The sequence below is a fragment of the Actinomycetospora soli genome, assembly GCF_021026295.1.
Taxonomy (GTDB): domain Bacteria; phylum Actinomycetota; class Actinomycetes; order Mycobacteriales; family Pseudonocardiaceae; genus Actinomycetospora; species Actinomycetospora soli.
The window spans coordinates 64,006-90,258 of sequence record NZ_JAJNDA010000010.1 but is presented as its reverse complement, the minus strand read 5'-3'; the positions used below and the strand labels follow the sequence as shown (position 1 = coordinate 90,258).

The window sequence follows — 26,253 nt, the reverse complement described above, 5'->3', positions numbered from 1 at the left end:
AGGATGGCCGGATGGACCTCGCCGAGTTCGGTGCCCTCGCCGCCGAGGAGCGCGGCCTGGTGGTGGTGGCCACGGCCCGCGCGGACGGGTCGATCCAGTCCTCGGTGGTCAACGCCGGGGTGCTGGCGCACCCGGTGACCGGGCAGGACGTGCTCGCCTTCGTCACGTACGGCCGGGCGAAGCTCGGCAACCTCCGCCGGCGGCCGTGGACCGCGGTGACCGCGCGCTCGGGGTGGCGCTGGGGCACGGTCGAGGGGTCGGTGGAGATCGCCGGCCCCGACGACCCGCTGCCCGGGGTCGACGACGTGCCCGCGCTGCTGCGGGCCGTGTTCACCGCCGCCGGGGGCGCCCACGACGACTGGGACGCGTTCGACGCGACCATGGCCCGGGACCGGCGGGCGGCCGTGTTCGTGTCGCCGACCCGCGTGTACTCGAACTGACCGCGGAAGTGCGGGAGGGTGGGGGGATGGCCGACGAACCCCGCACCGACGACGAACTCGCCCGCGCGATCGACGAGAACGCCGAGGCCGAGCACGCCCTGCGCAGCGCCGCCCACGGCGGGCTCGACGACGCCGACGCGGACCGCCTGCGCGACCTGCAGATCGAGCGCGACCGCCTGTTCGACCTCAAGCGCCAGCGCCAGGCGCAGCGCGACGCCGGGCACGACCCGGGCGAGGCGCACGAGCGCGACGCCGGGACGGTCGAGGGCTACCGACAGTAGTCACCTAGAGTCGCCCTCATGCGGACAGGGGGGCACGGACCGGACATCCCGGTCCATCGCGTCCCGGTCGCGGCCGCCGTCGGCACCGCCCTCGCGCTCGCCGCCCATCTCGTGGGCGGTGGCGCCCGCCCGACGGGCATCGTCCTGACCGTCGTCGTCGCGGTGTCCGGCGTGGTCAGCCTGCTCGCGCTGCGCACCGGCCGGGTGTCCCGCGGGCCGTGGACGGCGCTCGCCGTGCTGCTGCTCGGCCAGGTGGCCCTCGAGGCCGTCCTGGCGGCGGCCGACCACCACGTCGTCACCGCGGTCGCCGCGCTCGGCGTGCACGGCGCGGCCGCGCTGGCCGCCGCGCTGCTCCTGCTCGGCGGCGCGCGCCTCGCCGACGACCTGCGCGACACCGCCGACCGCGTGCTGCCCCGACGCTGGTGGCGGCGCCCGACGGGGTCCCGCCGGGGCCCGGCGGTCGCCGCGACCCGTCGTCGGGAAGGGCTGGGCGTGGGCCGGGCGGTCGACGCGAGCGGGGCACGCGGCCCGCCGCTGCCGGCCTGACCCCGGGCCCCGCACACCCCGCTCCCCGAGGAGGTGTCGTCCTGCGCACCTCGCGCCGGCTCCGACCTCTCGTCCTGACCGCCATCGCGCTCGCCGTCCTGCTCGGCGTCAACCTGCCGCCCGCACTCGCCTACGTGCAGGACTGGCGCTACCAGCAGCTGATCAACTCGATCGAGTACCAGCGCCAGTTCGGGAAGTGGGACGTCCTCGAGCTGCCCGTCGACCAGCGCGTCAACGCCATCCACTCCGCCCTGCTGCCCTCCGGCAAGATCATGTTGATCGCCGGGTCGGGCAACAAGGAGGACATGTTCGCGACGAGGGCGCTCAAGAGCCTCCTCTACGACCCCGCCACCGGCGCCTCGAAGGTCATCCCCGTCCCCGACGACATGTTCTGCGCCGGCCAGACGCTGCTGCCCGACGGCCGCCTGCTCGTCGCCGGCGGCACGGCCCGCTACGAGAAGCTCGACGGTGCCGTGACCTACGCCGGCGGCGCGATGCGGGTGAAGAACGAGAATCCCGACGTCGGGCGCGACATCCCGGTCGGCACCGAGTTCGTCTCCCCCGAGGGCAAGGCCTACCGGACCATCCGGCCGAACGTGGTCCCGCCCGCGACGAAGGTCGCCACCCGCACCGGGGCCACCGTCACCGCGGCCGAGGAGCGGGTGTTCGTCGAAGCGGTGCAGCCCGGCCCGCAGGGCATCACGCTCCAGCCCGGCCTGCAGTTCGCCATCACCGGCCTGGACCCGGCCGCCGCGAAGGACGTCTACGGGCTCGGCGAGGCGCTGACCCTGGACAAGCAGAACTACCAGGGCACCGAGGCCGCGTACACGTTCGACCCGGTCGCCGAGACCTGGTCCCGCGTGGACGACATGGACTTCGCGCGCTGGTACCCGACGCTGACGCCGCTGCCCAACGGCGACGTGCTGACGCTGTCCGGACTGGACAACATCGGCAACGTCCTCAACGGCGAGACCGAGCACTTCGACCCGCGGACCAACCGCTTCGTCGAGGACAAGCAGCTCACCCAGTACTTCCCGACCTACCCCGCCGTCTTCGCCACCGAGCAGCCCAACCGGCTCTTCTACAGCGGGACGAACTCCGGCTACGGACCGGCCGAGGCCGGACGACTGCCGGGCTTCTGGGACCTCGACACCAACGTGCTCACCCCGGTCCCGGGTCTGCGCGACCCGAACCTCCTCGAGACGGCGGGCTCGGCCTGGCTCGGCCCGGTGCAGGACCAGCGGATGGTGGTCGTCGGGGGCGGCGGGATCGGGGAGAGCCCGCTGACCACGGCGCGCATCGACGAGATCGACCTCGACTCCCCCGAGCCGGCGTTCCGGCCCGGCCCGATGCTGCCCGACCCGGTGCGCTACCCCAACCTCACGACGCTGCCCGACGACTCGATGCTCATCAGTCACGGGTCGCGCGATTACCGCGGCAAGGGCGACTCCGACGTCCTCGACGCCCACCTGCTGCGTCCCGAGGGCGGGCCGGGCGGCACGCTGGTCGAGGCGGCGGACCCGGTGGTCGGGCGCAACTACCACGGCCAGGCGGTCCTGCTGCCCGACGGACGGGTCCTGACGGCGGGCTCGGACCCGCTCTTCGACGACGAGCGCAACACGATCCCGGGCACCTTCGAGCAGCGCCTCGAGATCTACACGCCGCCCTACCTGTTCCAGGGCGGGAAGCGTCCGGAGATCACGTCGGCCCCCGACGTCATGCGGCGCGGCACCACGGTGTCGGTGCAGACCCCGGACGCGGAGCGCATCCAGAAGGTGCGGCTGATGCGGCTGATGTCGTCCACGCACGTGACGGCGGTCGACCAGTTCTCGGTGGCCGTCGAGGCCCGGGCGACGGGGGCCGACTCGCTGGAGCTCACGCTCCCACGGGAGATCGAGACGATGCAGGTGGGCAACTACATGCTCGTCCTGGTCGACGACCGCGGGGTGCCGTCGGTCGGGTCGATGGTGCGGGTGCCGTAGGGGGTCGCCCCCTTCGTGGCAGGAAAGCGTCGTTGCTGTCACTGGCTGACAGCAACGACGCTTCGCTGCCGTGGGAGGCGGAGTCAGTCGGTCGATCCGGTGGCTCCGCGCGCGTACGCGGCAGGCTCACCGGGAGCGGCGGCCCGCTCCCGCTCGGCGGCGATCGTGGCGTCGATGGCCTGCTGCCACCGCTCGGGCGAGCGTCGCCGCGCGGCCCGCGTCCGACGGAGGCCCGCGACGGCCGGCCCGAGCAGGGCGTCGGCGAGCGGGGCGGGGCGGACGCGCAGGTCCTCGCTCGTCGCCGCTCCGTGGACGCGGCGGATGATGGCGTCGAGGGTGGGCCGGGACAACCGGGTCGGGATCCGGAGGAGGTCCCGGAGCAGGCTCGCGATCGAGTCGAGGGTGGCGGCGGCGAGGAGGGCGGAGTCGTCCGAGATCGGGCCGGTGACGGCCTGCAGGACGTCGTCGACACGGCGCGCGGCGTCGTGGCCGGTGATGCCCTCGACCAGCCGGCCGTCGACCCCGAGCAGGTGCCCGACGTACCACCAGTAGCGGTAGAGGCCGGCGAGCTCGCGGCCGGTGAGGTCGAACCCCAGCCGTTCCTCGGCGCGGTAGGAGGTCAGGGTGAAGTCCATCCAGGTCCGGGCGAGGTCGACCTGGTTGACCGGCGCGCCGTCCACGTCGGCGTCGTAGCCGCGGTCGAGGGCGAGCCGGCGCATGTGCGCGTGCAGCATGCGCACCTCGAGGGTCGCGACGTAGCCCGGTCGCCCCCGGCGCAGGTTGCCGGGCAGCATCGCCTGCGTCAGCCAGCTCCCGGTCTCGGTGAGACGCCGCTCGGCGCCGTCGACGAGTCGGCCGGTGGTGGAGAGCACCTTCGCGATCGACGGGGACTCGTAGACCCGGACCAGGGCCCCGGCACTCAGCGACACGATGTGGACCGGGGTGGGCGAGCTGAACCAGGCGCGCGGCAGGTCGTCGAGCAGCTCGTCGTCGACGTAGTCCGGCGGGCTCTCGGCCTGGCGCAGGAGGGCGGCGAGCGCGGGCGGCGGGTCGGCGAGGGAGTCGAGGCCGTCGCGGACTCCCTGTCGGAGCAGGGGCCGGGCGCGCGACATGCCCAGGTCGTGCATCTCGGCGACGACGGCGTCGGCGAGCGGGTCCCCGGTGGTCAGCGCCCACTGCATGAGGTCGGCGCGGCCCTCCCCGAACTGCGCGAGGACGGCGGTGCGGCTCGCCCGTCCGGTCGGCCACGTGGCGGTCGCGGTCATCGGTGCTCCTGGTCGACGAGGTCCGGTGCGGGGGTGGGGTCGGTGACGCCGAAGGCGTCGAAGAGCCGGGTGATGTCGGCGCGCACGGTGGCGGAGGGCGTCGCCGAGCCGCGGGCCATCTCGTGCAGGATCAGCCCGGAGAGCGCCCGGGCGAGCGTGCGGGCGCGGTCGGGATCGCCGATCCGCGTCGCGAACAGGTCGGCGAGTTCCTCGATGAACGTCTCGGCGACCGGTCGCAGCCGCGGGTTGTGGATGGCCGTGAGCGTCAGCTGGATGACGCCGTCCGCCGGGAGGCGGTCGCCGTGCGGGGTGCGCGCGACGACGGCCATGGCGGCGTCGACGACGCCGAGGCCCTGCTCGTCGGCCTCGCGGCCGAGCCGACGCATGTCGGCGATCGTCCGGGACGCCGTCAGCTCGAAGGCGGCGACGAGCAGATCCTCGGCGGTCCGGAAGTGGTAGGTCGTGGCCGCCAGGGACGTGTCGGCCCGTGCCGCCACCGCGCGCTGGGTGACGGCGGCGACGCCCCGGGTGCAGATGATCTCGATCGCGGCGTCGAGCAGTGCCCCGCGGGTCCGTGTGCTGCGGCTCCGGCGTCCGTCCACAATCCGTACGCTAGTACGGATTGATGCGGTCGCGGCCCGGTCGGACGCGGATCGCCCGACCGTGGCTGCCGGACGACGGGGCCGGTACGGTGTCGCGCCCCGCGGGGCCGCCCCCTTCGAGGCGCGCACGGGTTCCCGGGAGCGTCCGTCGGGCGGCAGCATGGATCTCGTGACCATCGTCGGCGACGCCCTCGTGCCCACCCTCGACGACGTCCGCGCCCGCGTCGACGACCTCCTGCCGCAGATCCGCGCCCGGGCCGCGGAGGCCGAACGGGAGCGCACTGTCCCGGCCGACCTCGCGGCGGCCCTGGAGGACGCCGGAGTGTTCCGGCTGCAGCGCGTCCGGGCGCTCGGCGGGCTCGAGGCCGACCCCGTCGCCATCCTCGACGTGATCGAGCGCCTGGCGCACGCCGACGCCTCCACGGCGTGGGCGGGCCTGATCGGCATGACGGCGTCGTCGTTCTTCGGCCGCCTCGACCCGGCCGTCGCGGCCGACCTGCTGGCCCCGCGCCCGGGGGCGGGTGCGAGCTGTGTGTTCGCCCCGACCGGCACGGCGACGCCCGAGGGCGACGGCTACCGGGTGACCGGGCGGTGGGAGTGGAACTCCGGGGTGAAGCACACGCCGTGGCACCAGGTCGGCGCCGTCGTCCCCGGCACGGACGACCCCGAGACGCGTGTGGTGTTCCTCGCCGACGACGAGGTCGGCGTGATCGACCACTGGGACACGATGGGCCTGCGTGGCACCGGCAGCCACGACGTGCAGGTGCAGGAGGTGTGGGTCCCGGCCGAGCGGACGTTCGCCGCCGGCCCCGGGGCCGTCAGCGCCCACGACGGGCCGTACGCGCGCTTCGGGATCGGCGACCTGGTCAACGTCGGAGTGGTCGCCTTCCCGCTCGGGGTCGCGCGTCGCGCCGTCGACGAGTTCGTGGAGCGGGCGCGGGACAAGACGCGCGGGCTGCAGTCGCGCTGGTCGGTGGCCGACGACGCGGAGGTGCAGGCCGCGATCGGCCGCGCCGAGTGCGCCCTGGCCGCCGCCCGGGTGTTCGCCGACACCGCGGCCGCCGACCTGTGGGAGTCCGTGCGCGCCGGGGCCCCCGATCCGCGCGCGCAGGGGCGGCTGGCGATGGCGACCGCCCACGCGCTGCGGACGGCGGTGGACGTCGTCGACGTCTGCTACCGCCACGCGGGCGCCTCGTCCATGCGCCTCGACGACCCGCTGCAGCGCTGCTTCCGTGACCTCCACGCGGTCGCCGGCCACGTCTTCTACTCCGCCGAGGCCGACCGGACCGTCGGTCGGCACCGACTGCGACCGCCCGAGAACTGACAACCGAGAGCACTGATCTTGCTTCCGGACGAAGCCCGTGCCATGTTGTGAGAGCAGTGCTCTCGACATGGAGGTGGGCGGGATGACGACGGTGCTCGTGACCGGGGCCAACGGCCGGATCGGCACGGAGCTCGTGCCGGACCTGGTGGCGCGCGGGGTGACGGTGCGCGCGATGGTCCGACGGGCGACGGGGCGGTCCGGTGAGGTGGTGGCCGACCTGGACGACCCGGCGTCGCTCGCCGCGGCCCTCGCCGGCGTGGACGCGGTCTTCCTCAACTCCCCGTCGTCGGAGCGGGCGGCGGAGCAGCAGATCCGGTGCGCCGATCTGGCCGTCGCGGCGGGGGTCCGACGGCTCGTCGTGCTGTCGCAGCTCGGGGCGCGGGCGGACTCGCCGGTGCGGTTCCTGCGGTGGCACGCGGAGGTCGAGGCCCACCTCGCGGCGTCGCCGCTCGAGGTGACGGTGCTGCGGCCGAACCTGTTCGTGCAGGCCGTGGCGGACGCGGCCCACGGCGGGGTGCTGGGCGCCCCGATCGGCGACGCCCGGGTCAGCGTGATCGACGTGCGCGACATCGCGGCCGTCGCCGCCGTCGTGCTCACCGGGGACGGGCACGCCGGCGCGACGTACACGCTGACCGGCCCGGCCGCCGTGAGCCACGCCGAGCTCGCCGCGGCGCTCGGGGTGGAGTTCGCCGACCTCGACCCCGACACGTTCCGCGGCCTGCTCGACGGGGTGCTCCCCGCCTGGCAGGCCGACGGACTCGTCGAGGACTACGCCCACTACCGCCGCGGGGAGGCCGGGCAGGTGGACCCGGCGGTGCCCACGCTGCTCGGCCGTCCCGCGCTCGGGCTCGACGTCCTCGCCCGCACCGCCCTCACGCGCTGAGGCGGGTGCCGACCCGACGGAACAGCCCGTCCGGGTCGACCCTCCCGGCCGTGGCGAGCAGCCGGGTCAGCGTCGCGTCGTCCCAGGCCCGGCCGATCACCCCGGCCTGCGCGGCGCCCAGGAAGTTCGGCAGCACGCCCGCCGACCAGGGCTTCAGCGCGTCGACGACGCCCTGCACGACGACGGGCACGACGCCGCCCAGCTCGGGCACCATCGGCCCGAGCGCATAGAGCCCGAACGGCGCGTCCCGGCCCGCGACCGAGTCCAGGTCCGGACGGCGGGTGATCGCCCCGCCGAACGCCCGCAGCTCGGCCATGATCAGCGGGGTCTCGACGCCGGGGCCCGCGACGGCGAGCAGGGCGTCGAGGGCGGCGTCGGGCAGCCCTCCGAGCAGCGTCGACGCGTCCCACACCGGCATGGGGTCGGTCGGGTCGGCGTGCACGGAGTCGATCGCGGCGAACGGCATCTCGCCGACCAGGTCCGCGATCGGCTCGACCTCCGGCGCGCGCAGCGGGGCGAGCAGCGCCTCGCCCTCCTCGGCAGGACCCGTCGTCGTGAAGCGCAGGTGCACGACGAAACGGCCCTGCAGCGGCGGCGGCAGCGCGGGGTCCGGCGGGAGCCGGAGCAGGGCGATCGAGCTGGAGGCGTGCTCGGGCAGCGTCGTGACCCAGTCCCGCCAGGCGGGCAGGACCTCCGGAGCGGCCTCGCCCGGGAGGAAGACGCCGCCGCCGTAGAGGCGGGCCACGGGGTGGAGGGCCACCTCGAGTTCGACGACCACGCCGAGGCCGGCCTTGCCGCCACGGAGGGCGGCGAGGAGGTCCGGGTCGTCGTCGGTGTCGACGAGCTCGCCGGTACCGGTGACGACGCGGGCCCGGCGCAGGTGGTCGGAGCCCACCCCGAACTCCCGCGACAGCGGTCCGTGCCCGCCGCCGAGGAGGAAGCCGGCGACGCCGACGCCGGAGGACGAGCCGCAGACCGGCGCGAGGCCGTGCGGGGTCGCGGCGGCGATGACCTGCGCCCACGTGGCGCCCCCGCCGACCACGGCGACCGCGCGGTCGGGGTCGACGTGGACGTCGTCGAGGTGTCGCGTGGAGATCAGCAGGGAGCCGGCCAGGTCGGAGGCGATGCCGTGGCCGGTGGCCTGGACCGTCACGGGCAGGCCCTCGGTCCGGGCGCGGCGGACCGCGGCGACCACGTCGTCGGGGCTGCGGGCCTCCACCACCAGGTCGGGTCGTGGCCGGTGCGCGGTGTTGAAGGTGGCGACCGCGACGTCGTAGCCGGGGTCAGACGAACGGATCGCGCGGAAGTCGGTCGAGGTGCTTGCGGCGGACATGAGGGGTCTCCTTCGAGGGGGTGTGGGTGCTGCGGGTCCGGACGACGGGAGCTCCCGGGCGGGGCTCCCGCACGAGCGCGTTCAGCGGCCCGCGGTGGCGTCGATCTCGACGCTCATGCCGGGCAGGGCGAGGCGGGAGACCTCGACGAGCGTCGCGGGCGGGGTGGCGCCGAGGGCGGCGAGCCGCTCGGTGAGGGCGCCGTAGGACGCGAGGGCGGCGTCCATGTCGGTCACGTACACGACGAGGCGGGTGACGTCGCGGAGGTCCATGCCGCCGCCGGCGAGCAGGGACTCGACGCCGCGCATGGCGAGCGCCATCTGCGCCGCCATGTCGTCGGCGTGCAGCAGGGCGCCGTCCTCGGCGATCGACCCCTGCCCGGCGACGGTGAGTAACCACTTCGGCGCCGGCCGGAGCTGGGCCTGGTCGTAGTGCAGCCCGACGTTCCAGGTGGTCGGGTTGATCCGAATAGTGCTGTCGAGCTCGGTGTTCGTCATGGCGAGAACTCTGGCGACCCGCCGTCGTCAGGCCCATCCCAGCGACCTGGGCACTCCCGCCCCCAGAAATCTGGGATACCTCGAACGCTCCAACGCGAGCTACTGTGCGTCACATGGTCGCCCTGAGCCCCGAGCGGGTCCGCGGACAGATCGACGCGCTCGCGGTCGCCGGGCTGGACTGGGAGACCTTCGGGCGGACCGCGGTGGAGACGCTGCACCGTGCGATGCCGTTCGCCGCGAGCTGCTTCGCCTCGGTCGACCCGGCCACCCACATCGTCACCGCGAACGTCAAGAGCGGTGGGCTGGACAACGACCACGACGTGGAGTGGTCGTTCCACGAGTACGAGGTCGACGACCTCTACGACTTCCGCTCCCTCTCCTGCGGCGGTGGCGGTGTCGTGACGCTGCAGTCCTCGACCGGCGGGGACCCGGCGCGGTCCCGGCGCTGGGCCGAGTTGTTCTCGCCGGTGTGGGACTTCTCCGACGAGCTGCGGGTGACGCTGAGCGTCGACGGCGTGACCTGGGGCGGGCTCGCCCTCTTCCACGAGGGCCGCGCGTTCACGGCCGCCGAGCAGGCGTTCGTCGCGTCGGTCTCCGAGGGACTCGCCCGGGGTCTGCGCAGCGGGCTCGTCGCGGCGGCCGCCGCCGGGGCCGACGAGGCGCGACCCGCGGTGTCCGGTCCGGCGGTGCTCGTGGTCGACGGCCGCGGGGAGGTGGCCTCGGCCAACCTCGGAGCGGCCGAGCGGCTCGCCGACCTCGGGTGCGCCGACCTCGGCGCCGCGCAGCTCCCCCAGATCGTCAAGGCCCTGGTCGCCGCCGCCCGCCGGATGAGCTCGACGCCCGGGGCGGCGACGCCGCGGGCGCGCATGCGCGCGGCGGGTGGCCGGTGGGTGGTCGCCCACGCGTCGCCGCTGGTCAGCCGGGACGGCGGCACCCCGGACGTCGTGGTCACCATCGACGACGCCCGACCGCCCGAGATCATCCCGCTGGTCGTCGCCTCCTACGGGCTGACCGACCGCGAGCGCGACGTCGTCGCCCGCGTGCTGCAGGGCGTCGACACCGCCGACATCGCACGGGCCCTGCACCTGTCGGCCTACACCGTCCAGGACCACCTCAAGCGCGTGTTCGCGAAGGTCGGGGTGCGGAGCCGGCGCGAACTCATCGCCCAGGTGTTCTCCGACCACTACGCGCCGCAGATGGCGAGCGGCGCGGGCCTGGCGCCCTCGGGCTGGTTCGCGGCCTCGTAGAGCTCCGAGGACGGCGCGGTGACCGTGTCGGTGCCGGCGCGCTCCGTCCCGGGCCGGGACCGACGACCGGCCCTACGCCACGAGCGTCGCCGCGTGCACCGTGTGGGTCGCGACGACGGCCTCGTCGAGCGTCCCGTGCTCCGGGGCGGTGGCGGTGTGCAGGTTCCGGCTCCGGCGCGGGAACGACGACCCGGCGATCTGCACGCGCAGGCGGTGGCCGGCCCGGAAGACGTGCGCGGTGTCGTGGAGTTCGACGGTCACCGCGACCTGCTCCCCGGGCGTCACGAGACGCCCGAGGACGTGGCGCAGCCGCACCGCCCCTTCCGCGACCGGCACCGCGTAGCCGTCCGGCTCCACGTCGACGAGCGTCGCGCAGACGTCGGCGTCCACGGCCGTCGTCGAGAAGTCCAGCTCCAGCCGCGGACGGCCGACGATCGTCCGGGGCTCGGTCAGCGGCCCGGTGACCAGCACGAGCACGTCGTCGCGACCGTCGAGCACCCGCTGGTCCTGGATGCCGTCCGGGCCGAGCGGCGGCGCGGACATCGCGCCACCCGTCGTCGGGACGGCGTGGCGGGGATCGGCGCGGAAGGAGCGGGCCCCGTCGAGCAGACCCAGGTCCTCGAACGACGACGGGGGCGGCCAGCTCGCCGCGCTCGTCCACCGGTTCTCGCCCCCGAGGTAGTAGTGCACGGGGTCGTCGGTGAGGAACCGGTGTCGGCCCTCGCCGCCGCGCAGGTGGCGGTCGAACCAGGCGGCGATCAGGGCTCCCCACGCGCCGACCCCGCCCGCCGTGTCCGGGAGCACCCGCGCCCCGGTGTGGCCGGTGTAGACGCCGCCGTGCGCCCACGGCCCGGCGACGAACCGGTGGGGCTCCCCCAACGCCTCGGCCAGCCGGAACATCGGTGGGGAGAGGAAGTCCCGGTAGGCCGCGACCTGCAGCACCGGCACCTCGACCAGGGACGGGTCGCGGTGGACGTTCGGGTGCCGGTACCACCAGGGGTCGCCCGGACCGTGGGCGAGCCGGTCGTGCCAGGCCGGCGCGATCGCCGGGTCGTCGAGCACCGGCAGAGCGGTCAGCGGCAGCGTCGACACCGTGCCGAGCGGGTCGGTCGCCGCGCTCTGGACGTCCGCGAGCCGGTCGAGCCGGCCGGTGCGCCGCAGCGTGTCGACGGTCTGACCGAGGGAGTAGAGCGCGAGGAAGCCCAGCTCGAACGTGCCGCCCGGCCAGGACGTGGCCTCCATGTCGGCGCCGCCGATCATCGCGAGCGCCGCCCTCAGGTGCGGCGGCCGCGCCGCGACGGCGTTCAGCGCCGCGATCGCGTGGTACGACGAGCCGTAGATCCCGACGTCGCCCGTGCTCCACGGCTGCGCGGCGGCCCACTCGACGGCGTCGTACCCGTCGTCGACCTCCTGCACGGCGAAGTCCGTGTCGCCGCCCGAGGCGAACCGCCCCCGCACGTCCTGCACCACCACCGCGAAGCCCTGCCGGGCCAGCCACAGCGGGTCCGCGACGATCGCGCTGACGAGGGTGGGGTCGGTGCGGTCGTAGGGCGTGCGGTGCAGCAGCGTCGGCCAGGCTCCCCCGGCCGCGGGGCGGTACACGTCGGCGACGAGCACCACGCCGTCGCGGGTGGTCATCTCGACGCCGCTGTCGATCACAGGGGACACGGCATGACCGTAGCCCCGCCGCTGAAGCAAAGAACTCTGCGTTGGCGTCGACCCACGCGCAGCTGGCAGATCGGTGACGTCGTCGTCCACCGGATCGACGAGGCGATCCTCCCGCCGCCGCCCGCCACGTGGCTGCTGCCCGACGTCACGCCCGAACAGGCCGCCGAGCTCGCGCCGACCTTCCGACACGACGACGGGTCCCTCCGCCTCGCCACGCACTCGTTCGCCGTGGAGTCGGAGGGGCGTCGCATCCTCGTCGACACCGCGGTGGGGAACCACAAGCAGCGCGCGAACCCGGCGTGGCACGACCTCGACACGGACTGGTTCGCCCACGCCGAGGCGGCCGGCTTCGGCCCGGGAGCGGTCGACCTCGTCGTCATGACCCATGTGCACGCCGACCACGTCGGGTGGAACACGACCCTGGTCGACGGCGCCTGGGTCCCGACCTTCCCCGGCGTCCGCCACCTCGCCCCGGCGGCCGAGTGGGTACTGGACGTCGGTCGAGCTCGAGCCGGCCCGGGCGCAGATGATCGCCGACTCGGTGCTGCCGGTCCGCGACGCCGGCCTGCTCGACACGCCGGACGTTCCCGATGACGGGCTCGCGCTCACCTCGGAGGTCCGCCTCGTCCCGACGCCGGGCCACACGCCCGGGCATGTGTCGGTCGAGCTGCGCTCGGGGGACGAGACCGCGCTGATCAGCGGCGACGCCGTGCACCACCCGGTGCAGTTGCGGCACCCGGAGATCGGCAGCTGCGTCGACGTCGACCCGGCGCAGGCCCGCCGGACGCGCGATCGGCTGCTGGCGTGGGTGCGGGAACACGACGCCCTCCTGCTCGGCACGCCCTTCCCGGAGCCGACCGGGATGCACCTCCCGACTCCCTAGGTCGACGAATGCCGTGTCTGGTGCACAGGATTGCCACGCACCACACACGGCCGTTCCAGACCTACGTGGTCAGGCCGGGCACCAGCACGACGAAGCCCGATCCCCCGGTCCGCGCCGCCAGGTCCACCGCCGCCGTCGGGTCGCCGAGGCCGACGACGCGCACCGGCAGCGATCCCAGGTCGAGCACCCCCGCCGCGGCCTGTCGCCACACCCGCAGCAGCGTCTCGCGGCGGAACATCCACGAGCCGAGCAGCCGCAACCGCCGCCGCATCAGCAACCCGTACGGGATCACCAGGTCCTCCCGCACCCCGCCGACCAGCACCATCGCCCCGCACGGACGTACCGCGTCGAGGCCCGCCAGCGTGGGCTCCGCGCTCGGCACCGGGCCGAGCGCGTCGAGCACGACGTCGACCTCGCCGATCGCCGCCGTCGTCGCCGCCCGGTCCGCGAGCCGCACCGCCCGCACCCGGGCGTCGAGGCCGGCCAGGCCCGCCAGCAGGTCGACGTCGCGCCCGACCGCCACCACCCGCGAGGCGCCCCGCGCCAGCGCCAGGTGCACGCCCGCCGTCCCGAGCTGGCCGGTCGCCCCGAGCACCGCGACCTCGTGTCCGGCCTGCAGCTCGGCCCGGTCGAGCGCCTCGGCCGCGACGGCGAACCAGCCCAGCAGCGCCTCGTGCGGTGCTCCCGTCGCGCCCGGCAGCCGCACCACGGCCGCCGCCGGGACGAGGACCCGCTCCGCGAAGGTCCCGTCGCGCCACCGGTCCTGCATCGCCGCGATCGTCGGGGTCCGCTCGCCGCGGCCGCCGATCCCGGTCCAGCCGGTGAGGAACTCCTCCGGCGCCACGACGTCGTCCGAGCCGAGCAGCCCGCTGTGCGCCACGACGTCGCCGATTGTCACGCCGAACACGTCCTCCCCGACCGCGACCACCCGGCCGACGCCGCCGACCCCGAGGACGAGCGGGGTCGGCACCCCGCCCCGCGGCCCGGCCTGGGTGACGACGTCGGTGTAGGCCGGGACGTGGACGGCGAGCACCTCGAGCAGCACTCCGTCGGGTCGCGGCGTCGGGTCCGGCACCTCGGCCAGGCGGAGGGCGGCCCCGGGTTCGTCGAGCATCCATGCGCGCATGTCCCCGACCCTGCGCCGCGACTAGCCTGGTATCCATCCGCCGCTCATCCTGGTACCGGAGGTACCCGTGACCGCCCAGCTGGGCGCCTTCCTGCGCCACCGTCGCGAGCGCCGCTCCCCCGACGAGCTCGGGCTCCCCGCCGGCGGGCGGCGCCGCACGCCCGGGCTGCGCCGGGAGGAGGTCGCGTTGGTCTCCGGCGTGAGCACCAGCTGGTACACGTTCCTCGAGCAGGGCCGCCCGGTCCGGCCGTCCGCCCAGGTGCTGGGCGCCATCGCCGGGACGCTCGGCCTCACCGACGACGAGCGCGACCACCTGTTCCGCCTCGCCGGGCTCGTCCCCGACGGCCCGCCCGCCGGGCCGGAGCGGGTCGACCCGGCCCTCGCCGACCTCGTCGACGCGCTCGACCCGCGCCCGGCCTACGTCACGGCCGCGAGCTTCGACGTGCTCGCCCTGAACGCGACGGCCCGGACGCTCTTCCGCGGCATGACGCCCAACGTCGCCCTGTGGGTGTTCACCGACCCGACGGCGGGCGAGGTGCTGCCCGACCGGGAGGAGGTCGAGCTCGGCGTCCTCGCCCGCCTGCGCGCCGCGAGCGCCCGCCATCCCGACGACGGGCGGATCGCCGAGGTCGTGACGCGGCTGCGGGAGACGTCGGCCGAGGCCGCCCGCTGGTGGGACCGCCAGGACGTGCGCGACGACCGCTCGGGCACCAAACGCGTCCGGCGTCCCGACGGGACGGTGGTCACGCTGACCCACACCGCCCTGCACCCCGCCGAGCGCCCCGACCTGACGCTCGTGGTCTACGGCCCGTCAGACCCCGAGTAGCAGCATCGCGGCCATCGCCACGCCCATCCCGGCCTGCCCGACGAGCTGCACCCGGCCGTGCGCGAGGACCCGGACCGGCCGCGCGGCGACGGCGACGGGGCCGTCGGTGGGCTCGAGCGGCGCGGCCTCGTGGCACGGCGCGCGGCGGACGACCACGACCGCCGTCGCGATCGCGTGCCCGACGAGGTAGAGCGCGAGCAGCCCCGCCACCACCGGCACCGGCGTGATCCCCGGCGCCGGCGTCTCCGGCACGGCCATGCCCGGCATCTCGTGCGTGCCGTGCGCGTGGCCACCGCCGGGCAGCATCGCCACGTACATCGCGACCATCGCGGCGTTCACCAGCAGCAGGTGCACCGGGTGGCCGGTGCAGCGGTCGCGCCCGATCACCGAGCCCAGCGGCTCGTCGAGCAGGCGCGCGGTGAGCAGCACCCCGAGCCAGCCCGCCGCGGCCACGCCGAAGACGAGGACGCCGACGCCCGGCACCACGAGGTCGGCGGTCAGCGGCGCCGCCATGAGGATCATCGCCACGCCCATGACGACGTGGTTCGCCTCCGCCGCGGCGAGGCGTCGGCTGCGCCGGGCGCCGTGGGCGCCGAGCGAGAGCCCGCACAGCGCCGTCGTCAGGACGAAGAGCGTCGCGATCGCGACTCCCGTCCAACCTTCCACCACGGCGGTCCTCCCAGCGGGTCGTGTCCCTGTGACCGTACGAGGCGTTCAGGTCCTCTCAGCTTCGCGGAGGCCCTCCGCGCTGTGAACCCCCGCGGCCCTGGTGGACACTGGTACGACAGGGTGTCGTACGAGGAGGTCGCCGGTCGTGGCACGTCGGTTCCTGACGACGGGTGCTGGGCTCGTCCTCGCCGTCGTCGCGGTGGTGCTCGTCGTCGGAGGGGTCGGGGACACACCGTTCCGTGCCCTCGGGGTGTCGACGCCGGACGAGGGCCTGCGGATCGCGACCCCGCTCGTGCGGATGGTCGTCGCCCTCGCCGCCGGGTTCACGCTGGGCGGGCTCGTCGCGGCCGTCGCGGTGCTCCCGGGCCGGGACGGCGGGGCGAAGCTGTCCGCGCACGCCTACGTCGCCGTGCGGCGGGTGGGCCTGGTCGCCGCCGTCTGGGCGGTGGCGGCGTCCGTCCTCGTCCCGCTGACGGTCATCGTCGGGACCGGCGGCGATCCGCGCGTCCTCTCGCTGCCCGACGCCTTCCTCGCCTCGCTGGGCGCCCTCGAGGAGCCCGCCGGGCTGCTGGTCAGCGCGGTCGCCGCGGCCGTCGTCGCCGTGATGTGCCGGGTGACGTTCTCCTGGCGCTCCGCGGTGGGGGCCCTCGCCCCGGCGGCGCTCGCGGTGGTCGCCCCGGTGGCCACCGGCGTCGTCGCGAGCGTCGGCGCGGGCCACGACATCGCGACCGACGCCGCCGTCCTCGCCGCCCTCGCCCTCGCGGTGTGGCTCGGGGTGGCGGCGACGGCCTCCGGGCACCTGGCGCAGGGCCACCCGTACGCCGACGTCGTGCGCCGACGCGCCCGCCGCGCGGGCCTGGTGTGCGGCCCGGTCGCGCTCGCCGGCCTGGCGATCGTCGCGGCGTACCTCGTCCGCGACGGCTGGACCACGCTCTACGGGTGGCTCGCGCTCGCCCAGCTCGTGCTGGTCGCCGCCGCGTTCCTGGTCCACCTCCGCGGCGCGTTCTTCCCGACGGCGGCCCTGGTCGCCGCGGGCACGGCCGTCACCGGCCTGCTCGCGGCCGGGCTGCCACCCGGGCTGCTGCGACCCGCCAGCGCCCAGGAGACGCTCATCGGGTTCGAGCTGCCCGGGCCCCCGACGGTGCTGACCCTGCTCGCGCCGGGCCGGTTCAGCGTGCTCCTCGACGTGCTGGCGCTGGCGCTCGCCGGGCTCTACGTCGCCGGTGTGCTGCGGTTGCGACGCCGCGGCGACACGTGGCCGCCGGGTCGCACCGCCGCCTGGCTCGGCGGCTGCGCGCTGCTCGTGTGGACGACGACGAGCGGCTTCGGCGAGTACGCGATGGCCCAGTTCAGCGTGCACATGGGCAGCCACATGCTGCTGTCGATGCTGGTGCCGATCCTGCTGGTGCTCGGCGGTCCGGTCACGCTCGCGCTGCGTGCCCTGCCCGCCGGGGAGGAGCCGCCGGGGCCGCGCGACTGGCTGCTCTCGCTCATCGCCTCACCGGTGTCGCGGGTCCTGACCCACCCCGTGGTCTCGCTGGTCGTGTTCGTCGGCTCGTTCTACGCGCTGTACTTCTCGCCGATCTACGAGGCCGCGCTGCCGTACCACTGGGCGCACCAGCTGATGTACCTGCACTTCATGGCCTCCGGCTACCTCTTCTTCTGGCCGATCATCGGGGTCGACCGCTCCCCGCGGCCGCTCCCGCACGTCGCCCGGCTGGCCCTGCTGCTCGCCTCGATGCCGTTCCACGCGTTCTTCGGGGTCGCCCTGCTGGGCGCCGACACCGTGATCGGGCAGCGGTTCTACGGCGACCTCGCCCTGCCCTGGGTGCCGGACCTGCTCCGCGACCAGTCCCTCGGCGGCGGCATCGCGTGGGCCGCGGGCGAGGTGCCGCTCGTCGTCGTGATCATCGCGCTGCTGATCCAGTGGTCGCGGCACGACCGGATCGAGGGCGAGCGGCACGACCGCCGCGCCGACCGGGACGGCGACGCCGAGCTCACCGCGTACAACGCGATGCTCGCGGACCTCGCGCGGGGACGTCGCTGAGCCGACGGTGAGCCGCCGCTGACCGCAGCGACCCGACCGCGCGTCGGACCCGCCGTCGGGAACCCCTCGGCCGACGGCCCCGCCCGGTCGTTGTCGCGCACATGAGCGAGCGCGCGGGGGTGTCGGAGCGGCGACGGTCGCGGACGCCGATGGTCGTCGGCATCGTCGTCGTGGCGGTGCTGGCCGTGGTGATCGGCGGCGTGGTGTTCACGCAGCGCACCGTCGGCACGGTGGACCCGGCGACCCCGGCCGGGTCGATCCCGATCTCCCGGGCGGGCGCACCGTTCCCGACGGTCGTGGACGAGGGCGTGGTCGTCGCGGGCCGCTCCGCGCCGCACACCCTCGACGTGTACGAGGACGCGCTGTGCCCGGCGTGCCAGTCGTTCGAGTCCCGGGGCGGCGCGCGGATCGCGAAGGTCGTCGCCGAGGGCAAGCTGCGCGTCCGCTACCACCTCGTGAACATGCTCGACCAGCGCTCGCAGCCCGCGGGCTACTCCACGCTCGGCGGCAACGCGCTGCTCTGCGGCGCGGAGAACGGGATCTTCCCCGACCTCCACGTCAGCCTCTACACCGCGCAGCCCGAGGAGGGCGGCACCGGCTACACCGCCGAGCAGCTCGTCGACCTCGGCACCCGGCTCGGCGCCGGCCCGGGCTACGCCGACTGCGTGCGCAGCGGGAAGCACGACGGACAGGTCGCCGCGAACTTCGCGAAGGCCGCCAAGGACCCCGACCTGCGCCACCAGAAGACCGGCAGCTTCGGCACGCCCGCCCTCGTGATGGACGGGACGATGCTGCAGCCGGGCGACGACCGCCTCGACGCGGTCGCGCCGCCGCTGTAGGTGCGCTTCGCGCTCGTGAGCATCGAGGGTCGCTCTAGCGACCTTCAGTGCTCACGAGCGAAGCGCCTCAGCCGCAGGCTGTTCCCGACGACGAAGATGCTCGACAGCCCCATCGCGGCGCCGGCGATCATCGGGTTGAGCAGGCCGAACACCGCGAGCGGCAGGGCCGCGACGTTGTAGACGAAGGCCCAGAAGAGGTTCCCGCGGATCGTCGCGAGCGTCCGGCGGGCCAGGCGCAGGGCGTCGGTGACCGACCGGAGGTCGTCCCCGACCAGCGTGAGGTCCCCGGCGTCCACGGCGAGCGCGGACCCGGTGCCCATCGCGAGGCCGAGATCGGCGCGGGCCAGGGCGGCGGCGTCGTTGACCCCGTCGCCGACCATCGCGACGACCCGCCCCTCGGCGCGGAGCCGGTCGATCACGTCGGCCTTGTCGGTCGGCAGCACGCCCGCGATCACGTCCTCGGGGGCGATCCCGACCTCGCGGGCCACGGCGTGCGCGGCCTCCGCGTTGTCGCCGGTGAGCAGCATCGGACGCAGCTTCATCGCCCGCATCCGGGCGACCGCCTCGACCGAGGTCTCCCGGACGGTGTCCCCGACGACGAGGACCGCGCGCGGCACGGGCGCGCCCTGCGGCGTGTCCGCCCAGGCCAGCACCACCGCGGTCGCGCCCGTGGCCTCGGCCTCGGTGAAGGCGGCGTCGAGGTCGGCCGGGAGCTCCCCGACGAGGCGGCGCCGCCCGATCACGGCGGGGGTGCCCTCGACCGTGCCGCGCACGCCGAGGCCGTCGAGCACCTCGACGTCGGTCGACGACGCGGCGTTCCTGCCACTGGATGACAGCAACGACGCGTCGCTGCCACGCAGGTGGGTGTGCGCGGCCTCGACCAGGGCGCGCGCCACGGGGTGGTCGACCTCGGCCTCGAGCGCCGCGACCCGGCGCCAGACCTCGGGAGCCGCGACACCCGCCGTCCGGACGTCCGAGCGGAGCGACATGCGGCCGGTGGTGACGGTGCCGGTCTTGTCGAGGACGACGGTGTCGATCCGCCGCGTCGTCTCGAGGACCTGCGGGCCGCGCAGCAGGATGCCGAGCCGGCGGCCGCGGCCCGAGGCGACGGCGAGGGCGGTCGGCGTGGCGAGCCCGAGCGCGCACGGGCAGGCGACGACGAGGACGGCCATGGCGGCGGCGACCGCGAAGGCCGGGTCGGCGTCGGCGAACCACCAGAAGCCGAGCGTGTACAGCGCCAGGACCATGACGACGGGGACGAAGCGGCCGGCGATCGAGTCGGCGAGGCGCTGCACCGAGGCCTTGCCGAGCTGGGCGTCCTGCACGCGGCGGGTGAGGCGGGCCCACTGGGTGTCCTCGCCGACGCTCGTGGCGCGGACCGCGAGCCGGCCGCTGACGACGACGGTGCCCGCGAGCACCCGGGTGCCGGGGCCAGCGTCGACGGGGACGGACTCGCCGGTCATGGCGGCGACGTCGAGGGTGGCGGTGCCGTGCTCGACGACGCCGTCGACCGGCACGGTCTCGCCCGGCAGCACGGCGACGTGGTCGCCGGTCGCGACGTTCCCGACCGGCACCCGCAGCGCCCGCTCCCCCACCAGCAGGCGGGCGTCGGGGGTGGCGTGCTCGTCGGCGCCGGCACCCCCGTCGGTGAGGGCCTTGCGGCGACCGCGCAGCTCGATCCAGCGCCCGATGAGCACGGCGGTGACGATCGCGACCGCCGTCTCCAGGTAGATCGTCCGCGTGCCGCCGAACGGGTCGGGGCCGGGGATGATCGAGATGCGGTGCCGTACGCCGCCGAGCCCCGCGTCGCCGAGGAACAGCGTGTAGACCGACCACCCGAACGCCGCGAGCACGCCGACCGACACGAGCGTGTCCATCGTCAGCGACCCGTGCCGCAGGTGCTTCGCGGCCGCCCGGTGGAAGCGCCAGCCGCCCCAGAACACGACCGGCGCGGCCAGGACGAGCGAGAACCACTGCCAGTACCGGAACTGCCAGGCGTAGTTCATGGCGACCGCGATGACCGGCACCGACAACGCCAGGCACACGAGGGCGCGCTGCTTGAGGTCGGTGAGCTCGGGGTCGTGGTCGCGGGCGTCGTCGTCGTCGGACTCCCGCCCGGTCGACCGAAGGGCACCTTCGGTCGGGTCTATCGAGCGGAGGGCCCCTTCGGTCGGGTCGGCGCCCACGGAGGCGGACTGATCAGGGGCGCCCACGGGCGGGTCTATCGAGCGAAGGTGCCCTTCGGTCGGGACGGGCGAGCCCACCACCGACGCGCCGAAGCCCAGCTTCTCGACCGTGCGCACCAGCACGTCCACGTCGCCGGGGTGCGTCACCCGGGCGCGGCCGGTCGCCAGGTTGACCTGCGCCTCGACGCCGGGGAGCTTGCCCAGGCGGCGCTCGATCCGGGCCACGCAGGCGCCACAGGTCATGCCGGTGACGGCGAGCTCGGTGGTGACGGGGGCGTCGGTGACGGTCACGCGGGAAAGCTAGACAGACCCGTCGTCGGGAACGCCGAGCCTGAGCCCTGCCCGACGGGAGCGCGATCACCGGGGGCGGCCCGACGACGAGCGGTCGGCGGACTCCTCCGGACGGAGCAGCAGCTCTCAGGCGAGCCCGACCATCGCTCCGAAGTAGGCGGGGAACGAGGCGACGACGGCCACGACGATCACCAGGTACCAGGCCGCGAGGCCCCACCCGTGCCGGCGGACGAGCACGGGCCCGCTCGGGTCACCGCCGAGGTTGCCCTCGCGCAGGTTGTGCATCGTGGTGAACCAGAAGATCGCGAGGACGGCGACCCAGGCGACCATGCAGTAGGGGCACAGGGCGTGGATGACGATCAGGGACTGCGCGATCAGCCAGTGCACGAACGCGACCCCGGCGAGCGCGCCGACCTGGAAGGCCTGCCAGTACCAGCGCGGCAGCTCGACCCTCGAGAGCACGAGCGCACCGGTCACGACGACGAGCGGGAACGTCACGAGCCCGATCACCGGGTTGGGGAAGCCGAGCAGCGATGCCTGCCAGGTCTTCATGATCGTGCCGCAGGACAGCACCGGGTCGATCGAGCAGCTCGGGACGTAGTCCGGGTTCGCGAGCAGGTCGAGCTTCTCGACGAGCAGCACGATCGACACGACGAGCCCGACCAGCCCGCCGACCAGCAGCACCCAGCCCGTCCCGCGGACCGGGCCGGCGCCGTCGTCGAACCCGTCGAACCCGTCGAACCCGTCGACCTCGGCGGCGTCCGCCGGGGGCGGCGCGGCGGCGCCGAGCGGCGTCGTCGGATCCGCCGTCGCGATGCTCCCGCGGTGCCTGCTGTGCTCGGCCATGCTCGTCCCCTCCACCTGACGCGATGCCTCCGACGGTCCGGTCGTCCGGCGTCCCGCGTCGGTTCCCATCCTCATCCTGACGTGTCCGACGCGGGTGAACGCGTCCGGCTCCCGCAGGATGACGCCGTGATCACGATCCGCCGGGCGGTCGCCGCGGACGCGGCGGCGGCCCGCGACGTGCGGCTCCGCGCCCTCACCGACGCCCCGGGCGCCTTCGCCACCACGCTCGCCCGCGAGGAGGCCGTTCCCGACGACGGGTGGGTCGAGCGGGTCACGACGGCCGCCTGGTTCCTCGCGTGGTCCCCGGCCGGTGTGGTCGGCGTGGCCGTCGGGATCGACGACCCGGACGACGCGGACGCCCGCCATCTCGTCGGGATGTGGGTGGAGCCGGCGCACCGCGGGGACGGGACGGCGGCGCGCCTGGTCGAGGCGGTGCTGGGCTGGGCGCGGGGGGACGGCGCGCGGGCGGTCGCGCTGTGGGTGGTCGACGGCAACGAGCGCGCCCGCCGGTTCTACGCCCGGCTCGGGTTCCGGGCGACCGGTGAGCGCGGACCGCTGCCGAGCGACCCGGCCGTCCTGGAGTCGCGGCTGCGTCGCGCGATCTGAGCGGAGAACCGGTGCCGTCGGCACCGGAGCTCCGGGACGTCTCCCGGGCCCGGGTCACCCGCGGTGATCGACGGGCACGGACCGCTACGCCTCGCCGGCCGGCACGGGGTCGCGCACGACGGGACCACGCCCGACGTCGGGAACGGGCCGCCGCGTGACCGCCGCGAGGACGAGCGCCGGCACCACGGCCACCCCGGCCGCCGAGACCAGCAGCCACCACCCGGCGCGGACCGCGCCGAACTCCGAGGGCAGCCCCGTCGTCGACACGCCGATCACCGACACCAGCAGCGCCACGCCCAGCACCGAGCCGACCTGCCGCGCGGTGTTGATCAACGACGAGCCCGAGCCCCACTGCGCCGCGGGCAGCGCCGAGCCGACCACCGACGAGAGCGTCGGCAGGATCAGCCCCACGCCGAGGCCGGTAAGCAGCTGGCCGGGCAGCATCCCGGCGGCGTAGTCGGGCGTCAGGCCGAGGTGGGTGAGCCACCACAGCGGCCCGGCGGCGAACGCCACCGCGCCGAGCGCCGCCGTCAGGCCGATCCCGATCCGCGCCGACAGGTGCCCGGCCAGCCGCGACACCACCACGACGACGGCGGGTCCGGGGCTCAGCGCGATCCCCGCGAGCGGCGCCGACCAGCCCCACGTCCCGGTCAGGTACAGCACGTTGACCACGAGCATCCCCGCGAAGGCCGTGGTGAACGCGACCATGGTCAGCGCCGCGAACCCGACCGCCGGGACCCGGACCACGGCGAGGTCGAGCGCCGGCACCGCGTGGCGCCGCGACCGCAGCACCACCGCGACGAGACCCGCCACGGCGACGACGAACCCCGCGACGACCGACGTCGAGGACCACCCGACCTCGGGCGCCCGCACCAGGGCGTAGGCCAGGGCGCCGACCCCGACGATGAGGGCGACCGCCCCGAGCAGGTCGGGGGTGCCGGTGCGGGCGACGTCGGACTCGCGCAGCACGCGCGCCCCCGCCACGAGGGCGACGAGGCCCACCGGCACGTTGACGAGGAACACCCAGTGCCACGACGCCTCGACGAGCAGCCCGCCCAGCGGCGGACCGAGCGCCGCCGCGACCGCCCCGATCGAGGCCCAGGCGCCGACCGCGTGGCTGCGGCGCTCCGCCGGGTAGGCCGCGAGCAGCAGCGACAGCGACGTCGGCATCACGAGCGCCGCGCCGACGGCCTGCACCGCCCGTGCGGCGACGAGCAGCCACACGGTCGGGGCCACCGCGCACGCCGCCGACGCCGCGGTGAACACGGCGAGACCGACGAGGAAGACGCGCTTGTGCCCGGAGCGGTCGGCGAGGCGCCCGGCGAGCGCCAGGAACGCCGCGAAGACGACCGTGTAGCCGTTGAGGATCCACGACATCTGCCCGAGGTCGGTGCCCGGGAAGTCGGCGCGGATGTCGGGGAACGCGATGTTGACGATGAACAGGTCCAGGCTCGACAGGAACGCCGCGGCCGAGGCGATCAGCAGGACGAGGCCGGGTCTCGGGGGCATCGCGGGTCCTCTCGGGGCAGGTCGCGGACCGATCGGTCCGGACGGTCGTGCGGCAGGGCGGACGGACACCGGTCAGCCGGAGACGAGCCGGCGGGCGAGCGCGACCGCGGCCTCGGCACCGCGCCGCCGCTCGTCCCGGTCGCGGTAGGCGCCCTGGACGTAGAGGCCGTCGACCAGCAGCCAGAGCTGCTCGGCGAGCCCGGCCGGGTCGTCGACGCCGAGCTCGCCCACCAGCCGCTCGATCGTCGCGCGGCTCTCCGCGAGCTGCTCGCGCGCGACGGCGGCCGGCGCCGACCCGCCGTCGGGGACCTCGGCGAGGTAGTTGCGGAAGGCGCACCCGCGGAAGTCCGGCCGGTCGGCGATCCGGGCGACCTCGGCGACGATCGCGACGAGCTGCTCCCGCGGGTCGTCACCCGCCCCGGCGAGGGCGCGCCGGGCCGACTCCGCCCGCCAGGCGCGCGTCCGGTCGAGGTACGCGGCGACGAGGTCGTCCTTGGTCGGGAAGTGCGCGTAGAGCAGGTTCTTGCCGGTCCCCGCCTCGGTGATGATCCGGTTCATCCCGACGCCGCGGACCCCGTGCGCGTAGAAGAGCCGGGAGGCGGTGCCCAGGATGCGTTCCCGGGTGCCCGGTGCGGGGGGACGAGGCATGCCACGACCGTAGCGGACCGATCGGTCCGAGTCACCCCGTCCCTCGAGGCGGTTCCGATCACGAGGTGACCATGGTCACCATGGAGCGCGGTCGACGAGAGGATCCGAGATGACGGAACTGACGGTCCCCGAGCACGCGCGCTGGGCGGCGGTACGCGAGCGGGCGCGCGCGGCGGCGCCGGAGGCGTTCGCCGACGACGGCCCGGCGAACCTCATCGACGGCGAGTGGCGCGCGGTGGGCACCGCCGCCGCGCAGACCACGCCGGTCGACGGCACCACCCTCGGCACGATGCTCAAGGTCGATCCGGGGACCGCGCAGGACGCGGTCCGGCGGTCGGCGCGGGCCCACCGGGAGTGGGGCGCGGTCGACCTCGACGAGCGCCGGCGGCGGGTGAGCGCGGCGATCGACGGGATGGAGGCGGTGCGTGACGACCTCGCCCTGCTGCTCGCCTGGGAGATCGGCAAGCCGTGGAAGGCCGCGTGCGCCGACGTCGACCGCTGCCTGGAGGGCGGCCGCTGGTACGTCGAGCAGGTCGAGGGGATGCTCGCGCGGGACAGCGACGGTCGCGCGGCGTCCCGGACCCAGCTCGAGGGGCCGGTCAGCAACATCGCCAGCTGGAACTACCCCATGAGCGTGCTCGTGCACGCCGAGCTGGTGCAGCTCCTGGCGGGCAACGCGGTCGTCGCGAAGACCCCGACCCAGGGCGGCGCGGTCTGCCTGACCGTGGCCCACGCGATCATGGCCCGCGAGGGGCTGCCGGTGACGCTGCTCTCCGGCGACGGGTCGTCGTTGTCCGACGCCCTCATCCGCTCGCCCGAGATCGGGGCGCTCGCCTTCGTCGGCGGCCGCTCCAACGGCGGCAAGGTCGCCGCGCAGCTCGCCGACACCGGCAAGCGGCACATGCTCGAGCAGGAGGGCCTCAACACCTTCGGCATCTGGGAGTTCTCCGACTGGGAGACCCTCGCCGGGCTGCTCAAGAAGGGCTTCGAGTACGCCAAGCAGCGCTGCACCGCCTACCCGCGGTTCGTGGTGCAGCGCGAGCTGGTCGACTCGTTCCTCGCCACCTACCTCCCGGTGGTGCAGGGCATCCGCTTCGGCCACCCGCTCGCCTCCTCCGACGGCGAGCTGCCCGGCCTCGACTTCGGGCCGCTCATCTCCGCCGCCAAGGCCAAGGAGCTCGACGACTCGGTGAACGAGGCCCTGCGCCACGGCGCGATCCCGCTCTACCGGGGCGGCCTGTCCGGCGGCGAGTTCCTGCCCGAGCAGGACACCTCGGCCTACCACGGCCCGGTGACCCTGCTGGCGCCGCCGGGCGCGTCCCGGCTCATGCACGAGGAGCCGTTCGGGCCGATCGACTCGATCACGGTCGTGGACACCGAGGCCGAACTGCTCGCGCAGATGAACGCCTCGAACGGGGCCCTCGTGGCCTCGATCGCCTGCGACGACACCGACTCCGCCGCGCGCATGGCCGAGCAGGTCCAGGCGTTCAAGGTCGGGATCAACAAGCTCCGCTCGCGCGGGGACAAGGACGAGCCGTTCGGCGGCCGGGGCGCGTCGTGGAAGGGCGCCTTCGTCGGCGGCGAGCTGTTGGTCCACGCCGTGTCGGTCGGCCCGGAGGGCGAGTCGCTCTACGGCAACTTCCCGGGCTACAGCCGCTACCCCGAGGTGTAGGCCGCCCGGCGAACCGGGTCTCGACGGCGGGCGCAGAAA

25 protein-coding genes are annotated in these 26,253 nt (G+C 75.1%); 14 read left to right on the top strand and 11 right to left on the bottom strand.

Annotation, left to right across the window (positions count from 1 at the left end; translation table 11 throughout):
• The first annotated feature begins 11 nt into the window (after positions 1 to 11).
• From LN037_RS17530 to glxA, 4 genes are read left to right on the top strand one after another with little or no spacing between them, the layout of a single operon-like run.
• On the top strand, positions 12 to 440 hold the full coding sequence (locus LN037_RS17530) for a TIGR03618 family F420-dependent PPOX class oxidoreductase (RefSeq protein ID WP_230754891.1): 429 nt from the start codon (positions 12 to 14) through the stop codon (positions 438 to 440).
• A gap of 26 nt (positions 441 to 466) precedes the next feature.
• On the top strand, positions 467 to 721 hold the full coding sequence (locus LN037_RS17525) for a DUF2630 family protein (RefSeq protein ID WP_230754889.1): 255 nt from the start codon (positions 467 to 469) through the stop codon (positions 719 to 721).
• Between the two features lie 18 nt (positions 722 to 739).
• Positions 740 to 1,267 carry a hypothetical protein gene (locus LN037_RS17520; protein ID WP_230754887.1) on the top strand — a complete coding sequence of 176 codons (528 nt, stop codon included), beginning with the start codon at positions 740 to 742 and terminating at the stop codon, positions 1,265 to 1,267.
• Positions 1,264 to 3,249, top strand: a complete 1,986-nt coding sequence (gene glxA, locus LN037_RS17515) for a radical copper oxidase GlxA (protein WP_504756054.1) — start codon at positions 1,264 to 1,266, stop codon at positions 3,247 to 3,249. The genes LN037_RS17520 and glxA overlap by 4 nt, the downstream gene beginning before the upstream one ends.
• 83 nt (positions 3,250 to 3,332) lie before the next feature.
• On the opposite strand, the gene LN037_RS17510 is transcribed toward glxA, so the two are convergent.
• Both LN037_RS17510 and LN037_RS17505 read right to left on the bottom strand, forming a co-directional pair.
• A complete protein-coding gene (locus LN037_RS17510; protein ID WP_230754884.1) occupies positions 3,333 to 4,514 on the bottom strand; it encodes an oxygenase MpaB family protein in 1,182 nt (393 codons plus the stop codon).
• Complete coding sequence (locus LN037_RS17505; RefSeq protein WP_230754882.1) at positions 4,511 to 5,116, bottom strand: TetR/AcrR family transcriptional regulator; 606 nt, start codon at positions 5,114 to 5,116, stop codon at positions 4,511 to 4,513. Before LN037_RS17505 ends, LN037_RS17510 begins: the two co-directional genes overlap by 4 nt.
• A gap of 169 nt (positions 5,117 to 5,285) precedes the next feature.
• Between LN037_RS17505 and LN037_RS17500 the strand changes: the two genes are divergently transcribed.
• Together LN037_RS17500 and LN037_RS17495 are read left to right on the top strand one after the other, a co-directional pair.
• Positions 5,286 to 6,440, top strand: a complete 1,155-nt coding sequence (locus LN037_RS17500; protein WP_230754880.1) for an acyl-CoA dehydrogenase family protein — start codon at positions 5,286 to 5,288, stop codon at positions 6,438 to 6,440.
• Positions 6,441 to 6,522: 82 nt separating this feature from the next.
• On the top strand, positions 6,523 to 7,323 hold the full coding sequence (locus LN037_RS17495; RefSeq protein ID WP_230754878.1) for an NAD(P)H-binding protein: 801 nt from the start codon (positions 6,523 to 6,525) through the stop codon (positions 7,321 to 7,323).
• Here LN037_RS17495 and LN037_RS17490 read toward each other — a convergent pair.
• Positions 7,313 to 8,656 carry an FAD-binding oxidoreductase gene (locus LN037_RS17490; RefSeq protein WP_230754876.1) on the bottom strand — a complete coding sequence of 448 codons (1,344 nt, stop codon included), beginning with the start codon at positions 8,654 to 8,656 and terminating at the stop codon, positions 7,313 to 7,315. The two genes, LN037_RS17495 and LN037_RS17490, sit on opposite strands and share 11 nt — an antisense overlap.
• An 81-nt stretch (positions 8,657 to 8,737) precedes the next feature.
• Positions 8,738 to 9,151: a RidA family protein gene (locus LN037_RS17485; RefSeq protein ID WP_230754874.1), complete on the bottom strand. Its 414-nt coding sequence runs from the start codon at positions 9,149 to 9,151 to the stop codon at positions 8,738 to 8,740.
• A gap of 113 nt (positions 9,152 to 9,264) precedes the next feature.
• On the opposite strand from LN037_RS17485, the gene LN037_RS17480 reads away from it, so the two are divergent.
• Complete coding sequence (locus tag LN037_RS17480; protein WP_230754872.1) at positions 9,265 to 10,398, top strand: response regulator transcription factor; 1,134 nt, start codon at positions 9,265 to 9,267, stop codon at positions 10,396 to 10,398.
• Positions 10,399 to 10,470: 72 nt separating this feature from the next.
• On the opposite strand, the gene LN037_RS17475 is transcribed toward LN037_RS17480, so the two are convergent.
• A complete protein-coding gene (locus LN037_RS17475) occupies positions 10,471 to 12,066 on the bottom strand; it encodes a CocE/NonD family hydrolase (protein WP_230754870.1) in 1,596 nt (531 codons plus the stop codon).
• Positions 12,067 to 12,069: 3 nt separating this feature from the next.
• Here LN037_RS17475 and LN037_RS17470 point away from each other — a divergent pair, with 3 nt between their 5' ends.
• Both LN037_RS17470 and LN037_RS32715 read left to right on the top strand, forming a co-directional pair.
• Positions 12,070 to 12,660 (top strand): MBL fold metallo-hydrolase, encoded by a 591-nt coding sequence (locus LN037_RS17470; RefSeq protein ID WP_255694358.1) that lies wholly within the window; start codon positions 12,070 to 12,072, stop codon positions 12,658 to 12,660.
• Entirely contained in the window at positions 12,608 to 12,949 is a 342-nt protein-coding gene (locus LN037_RS32715) for an MBL fold metallo-hydrolase (RefSeq protein ID WP_308286156.1), read from the top strand. Before LN037_RS17470 ends, LN037_RS32715 begins: the two co-directional genes overlap by 53 nt.
• 61 nt (positions 12,950 to 13,010) lie before the next feature.
• On the opposite strand, the gene LN037_RS17465 is transcribed toward LN037_RS32715, so the two are convergent.
• Positions 13,011 to 14,075 carry a zinc-binding dehydrogenase gene (locus LN037_RS17465; RefSeq protein ID WP_230754869.1) on the bottom strand — a complete coding sequence of 355 codons (1,065 nt, stop codon included), beginning with the start codon at positions 14,073 to 14,075 and terminating at the stop codon, positions 13,011 to 13,013.
• Positions 14,076 to 14,142: 67 nt separating this feature from the next.
• Here LN037_RS17465 and LN037_RS17460 point away from each other — a divergent pair, with 67 nt between their 5' ends.
• On the top strand, positions 14,143 to 14,901 hold the full coding sequence (locus LN037_RS17460; RefSeq protein ID WP_230754866.1) for a helix-turn-helix transcriptional regulator: 759 nt from the start codon (positions 14,143 to 14,145) through the stop codon (positions 14,899 to 14,901).
• Here the strand turns inward: LN037_RS17460 and LN037_RS17455 are convergent.
• Positions 14,887 to 15,567 (bottom strand): DUF5134 domain-containing protein, encoded by a 681-nt coding sequence (locus LN037_RS17455; protein WP_230754865.1) that lies wholly within the window; start codon positions 15,565 to 15,567, stop codon positions 14,887 to 14,889. The genes LN037_RS17460 and LN037_RS17455 overlap by 15 nt on opposite strands.
• 148 nt (positions 15,568 to 15,715) lie before the next feature.
• Between LN037_RS17455 and LN037_RS17450 the strand changes: the two genes are divergently transcribed.
• Together LN037_RS17450 and LN037_RS17445 are read left to right on the top strand one after the other, a co-directional pair.
• Entirely contained in the window at positions 15,716 to 17,617 is a 1,902-nt protein-coding gene (locus LN037_RS17450) for a cytochrome c oxidase assembly protein (protein WP_230754864.1), read from the top strand.
• 101 nt (positions 17,618 to 17,718) lie between these two features.
• Entirely contained in the window at positions 17,719 to 18,456 is a 738-nt protein-coding gene (locus tag LN037_RS17445; protein ID WP_230754862.1) for a DsbA family protein, read from the top strand.
• Positions 18,457 to 18,500: 44 nt separating this feature from the next.
• On the opposite strand, the gene LN037_RS17440 is transcribed toward LN037_RS17445, so the two are convergent.
• Together LN037_RS17440 and LN037_RS17435 are read right to left on the bottom strand one after the other, a co-directional pair.
• Positions 18,501 to 20,933 (bottom strand): heavy metal translocating P-type ATPase, encoded by a 2,433-nt coding sequence (locus LN037_RS17440; RefSeq protein ID WP_230754860.1) that lies wholly within the window; start codon positions 20,931 to 20,933, stop codon positions 18,501 to 18,503.
• Positions 20,934 to 21,059: 126 nt separating this feature from the next.
• Positions 21,060 to 21,779: a vitamin K epoxide reductase family protein gene (locus LN037_RS17435; protein ID WP_230754857.1), complete on the bottom strand. Its 720-nt coding sequence runs from the start codon at positions 21,777 to 21,779 to the stop codon at positions 21,060 to 21,062.
• Between the two features lie 126 nt (positions 21,780 to 21,905).
• Here LN037_RS17435 and LN037_RS17430 point away from each other — a divergent pair, with 126 nt between their 5' ends.
• Positions 21,906 to 22,385 carry a GNAT family N-acetyltransferase gene (locus LN037_RS17430; protein WP_230754855.1) on the top strand — a complete coding sequence of 160 codons (480 nt, stop codon included), beginning with the start codon at positions 21,906 to 21,908 and terminating at the stop codon, positions 22,383 to 22,385.
• Positions 22,386 to 22,469: 84 nt separating this feature from the next.
• On the opposite strand, the gene LN037_RS17425 is transcribed toward LN037_RS17430, so the two are convergent.
• Both LN037_RS17425 and LN037_RS17420 read right to left on the bottom strand, forming a co-directional pair.
• Positions 22,470 to 23,894, bottom strand: coding sequence for an MFS transporter (locus tag LN037_RS17425; protein ID WP_230754853.1), 1,425 nt, complete (start codon positions 23,892 to 23,894; stop codon positions 22,470 to 22,472).
• Between the two features lie 72 nt (positions 23,895 to 23,966).
• Positions 23,967 to 24,542 carry a TetR/AcrR family transcriptional regulator gene (locus LN037_RS17420; RefSeq protein WP_230754851.1) on the bottom strand — a complete coding sequence of 192 codons (576 nt, stop codon included), beginning with the start codon at positions 24,540 to 24,542 and terminating at the stop codon, positions 23,967 to 23,969.
• 109 nt (positions 24,543 to 24,651) lie between these two features.
• Between LN037_RS17420 and LN037_RS17415 the strand changes: the two genes are divergently transcribed.
• Entirely contained in the window at positions 24,652 to 26,214 is a 1,563-nt protein-coding gene (locus tag LN037_RS17415) for an aldehyde dehydrogenase family protein (protein WP_230754849.1), read from the top strand.
• Positions 26,215 to 26,253: the final 39 nt, after the last annotated feature.

Bases quoted from the DNA above. Each gene is read 5' to 3' on its own strand.
- LN037_RS17420 (WP_230754851.1), bottom strand. From the start codon at position 24,542: ATGCCTCGTCCCCCCGCACCGGGCACCCGGGAACGCATCCTGGGCACC.
- LN037_RS17495 (WP_230754878.1), top strand. From the start codon at position 6,523: ATGACGACGGTGCTCGTGACCGGGGCCAACGGCCGGATCGGCACGGAG.
- LN037_RS17465 (WP_230754869.1), bottom strand. From the start codon at position 14,075: ATGCGCGCATGGATGCTCGACGAACCCGGGGCCGCCCTCCGCCTGGCC.
- LN037_RS17520 (WP_230754887.1), top strand. From the start codon at position 740: ATGCGGACAGGGGGGCACGGACCGGACATCCCGGTCCATCGCGTCCCG.
- LN037_RS17415 (WP_230754849.1), top strand. From the start codon at position 24,652: ATGACGGAACTGACGGTCCCCGAGCACGCGCGCTGGGCGGCGGTACGC.
- LN037_RS17530 (WP_230754891.1), top strand. From the start codon at position 12: ATGGACCTCGCCGAGTTCGGTGCCCTCGCCGCCGAGGAGCGCGGCCTG.
- LN037_RS17510 (WP_230754884.1), bottom strand. From the start codon at position 4,514: ATGACCGCGACCGCCACGTGGCCGACCGGACGGGCGAGCCGCACCGCC.
- LN037_RS17480 (WP_230754872.1), top strand. From the start codon at position 9,265: ATGGTCGCCCTGAGCCCCGAGCGGGTCCGCGGACAGATCGACGCGCTC.
- LN037_RS17525 (WP_230754889.1), top strand. From the start codon at position 467: ATGGCCGACGAACCCCGCACCGACGACGAACTCGCCCGCGCGATCGAC.
- LN037_RS17470 (WP_255694358.1), top strand. From the start codon at position 12,070: ATGACCGTAGCCCCGCCGCTGAAGCAAAGAACTCTGCGTTGGCGTCGA.
- LN037_RS17485 (WP_230754874.1), bottom strand. From the start codon at position 9,151: ATGACGAACACCGAGCTCGACAGCACTATTCGGATCAACCCGACCACC.
- LN037_RS17490 (WP_230754876.1), bottom strand. From the start codon at position 8,656: ATGTCCGCCGCAAGCACCTCGACCGACTTCCGCGCGATCCGTTCGTCT.
- LN037_RS17425 (WP_230754853.1), bottom strand. From the start codon at position 23,894: ATGCCCCCGAGACCCGGCCTCGTCCTGCTGATCGCCTCGGCCGCGGCG.
- LN037_RS17445 (WP_230754862.1), top strand. From the start codon at position 17,719: ATGAGCGAGCGCGCGGGGGTGTCGGAGCGGCGACGGTCGCGGACGCCG.
- LN037_RS17435 (WP_230754857.1), bottom strand. From the start codon at position 21,779: ATGGCCGAGCACAGCAGGCACCGCGGGAGCATCGCGACGGCGGATCCG.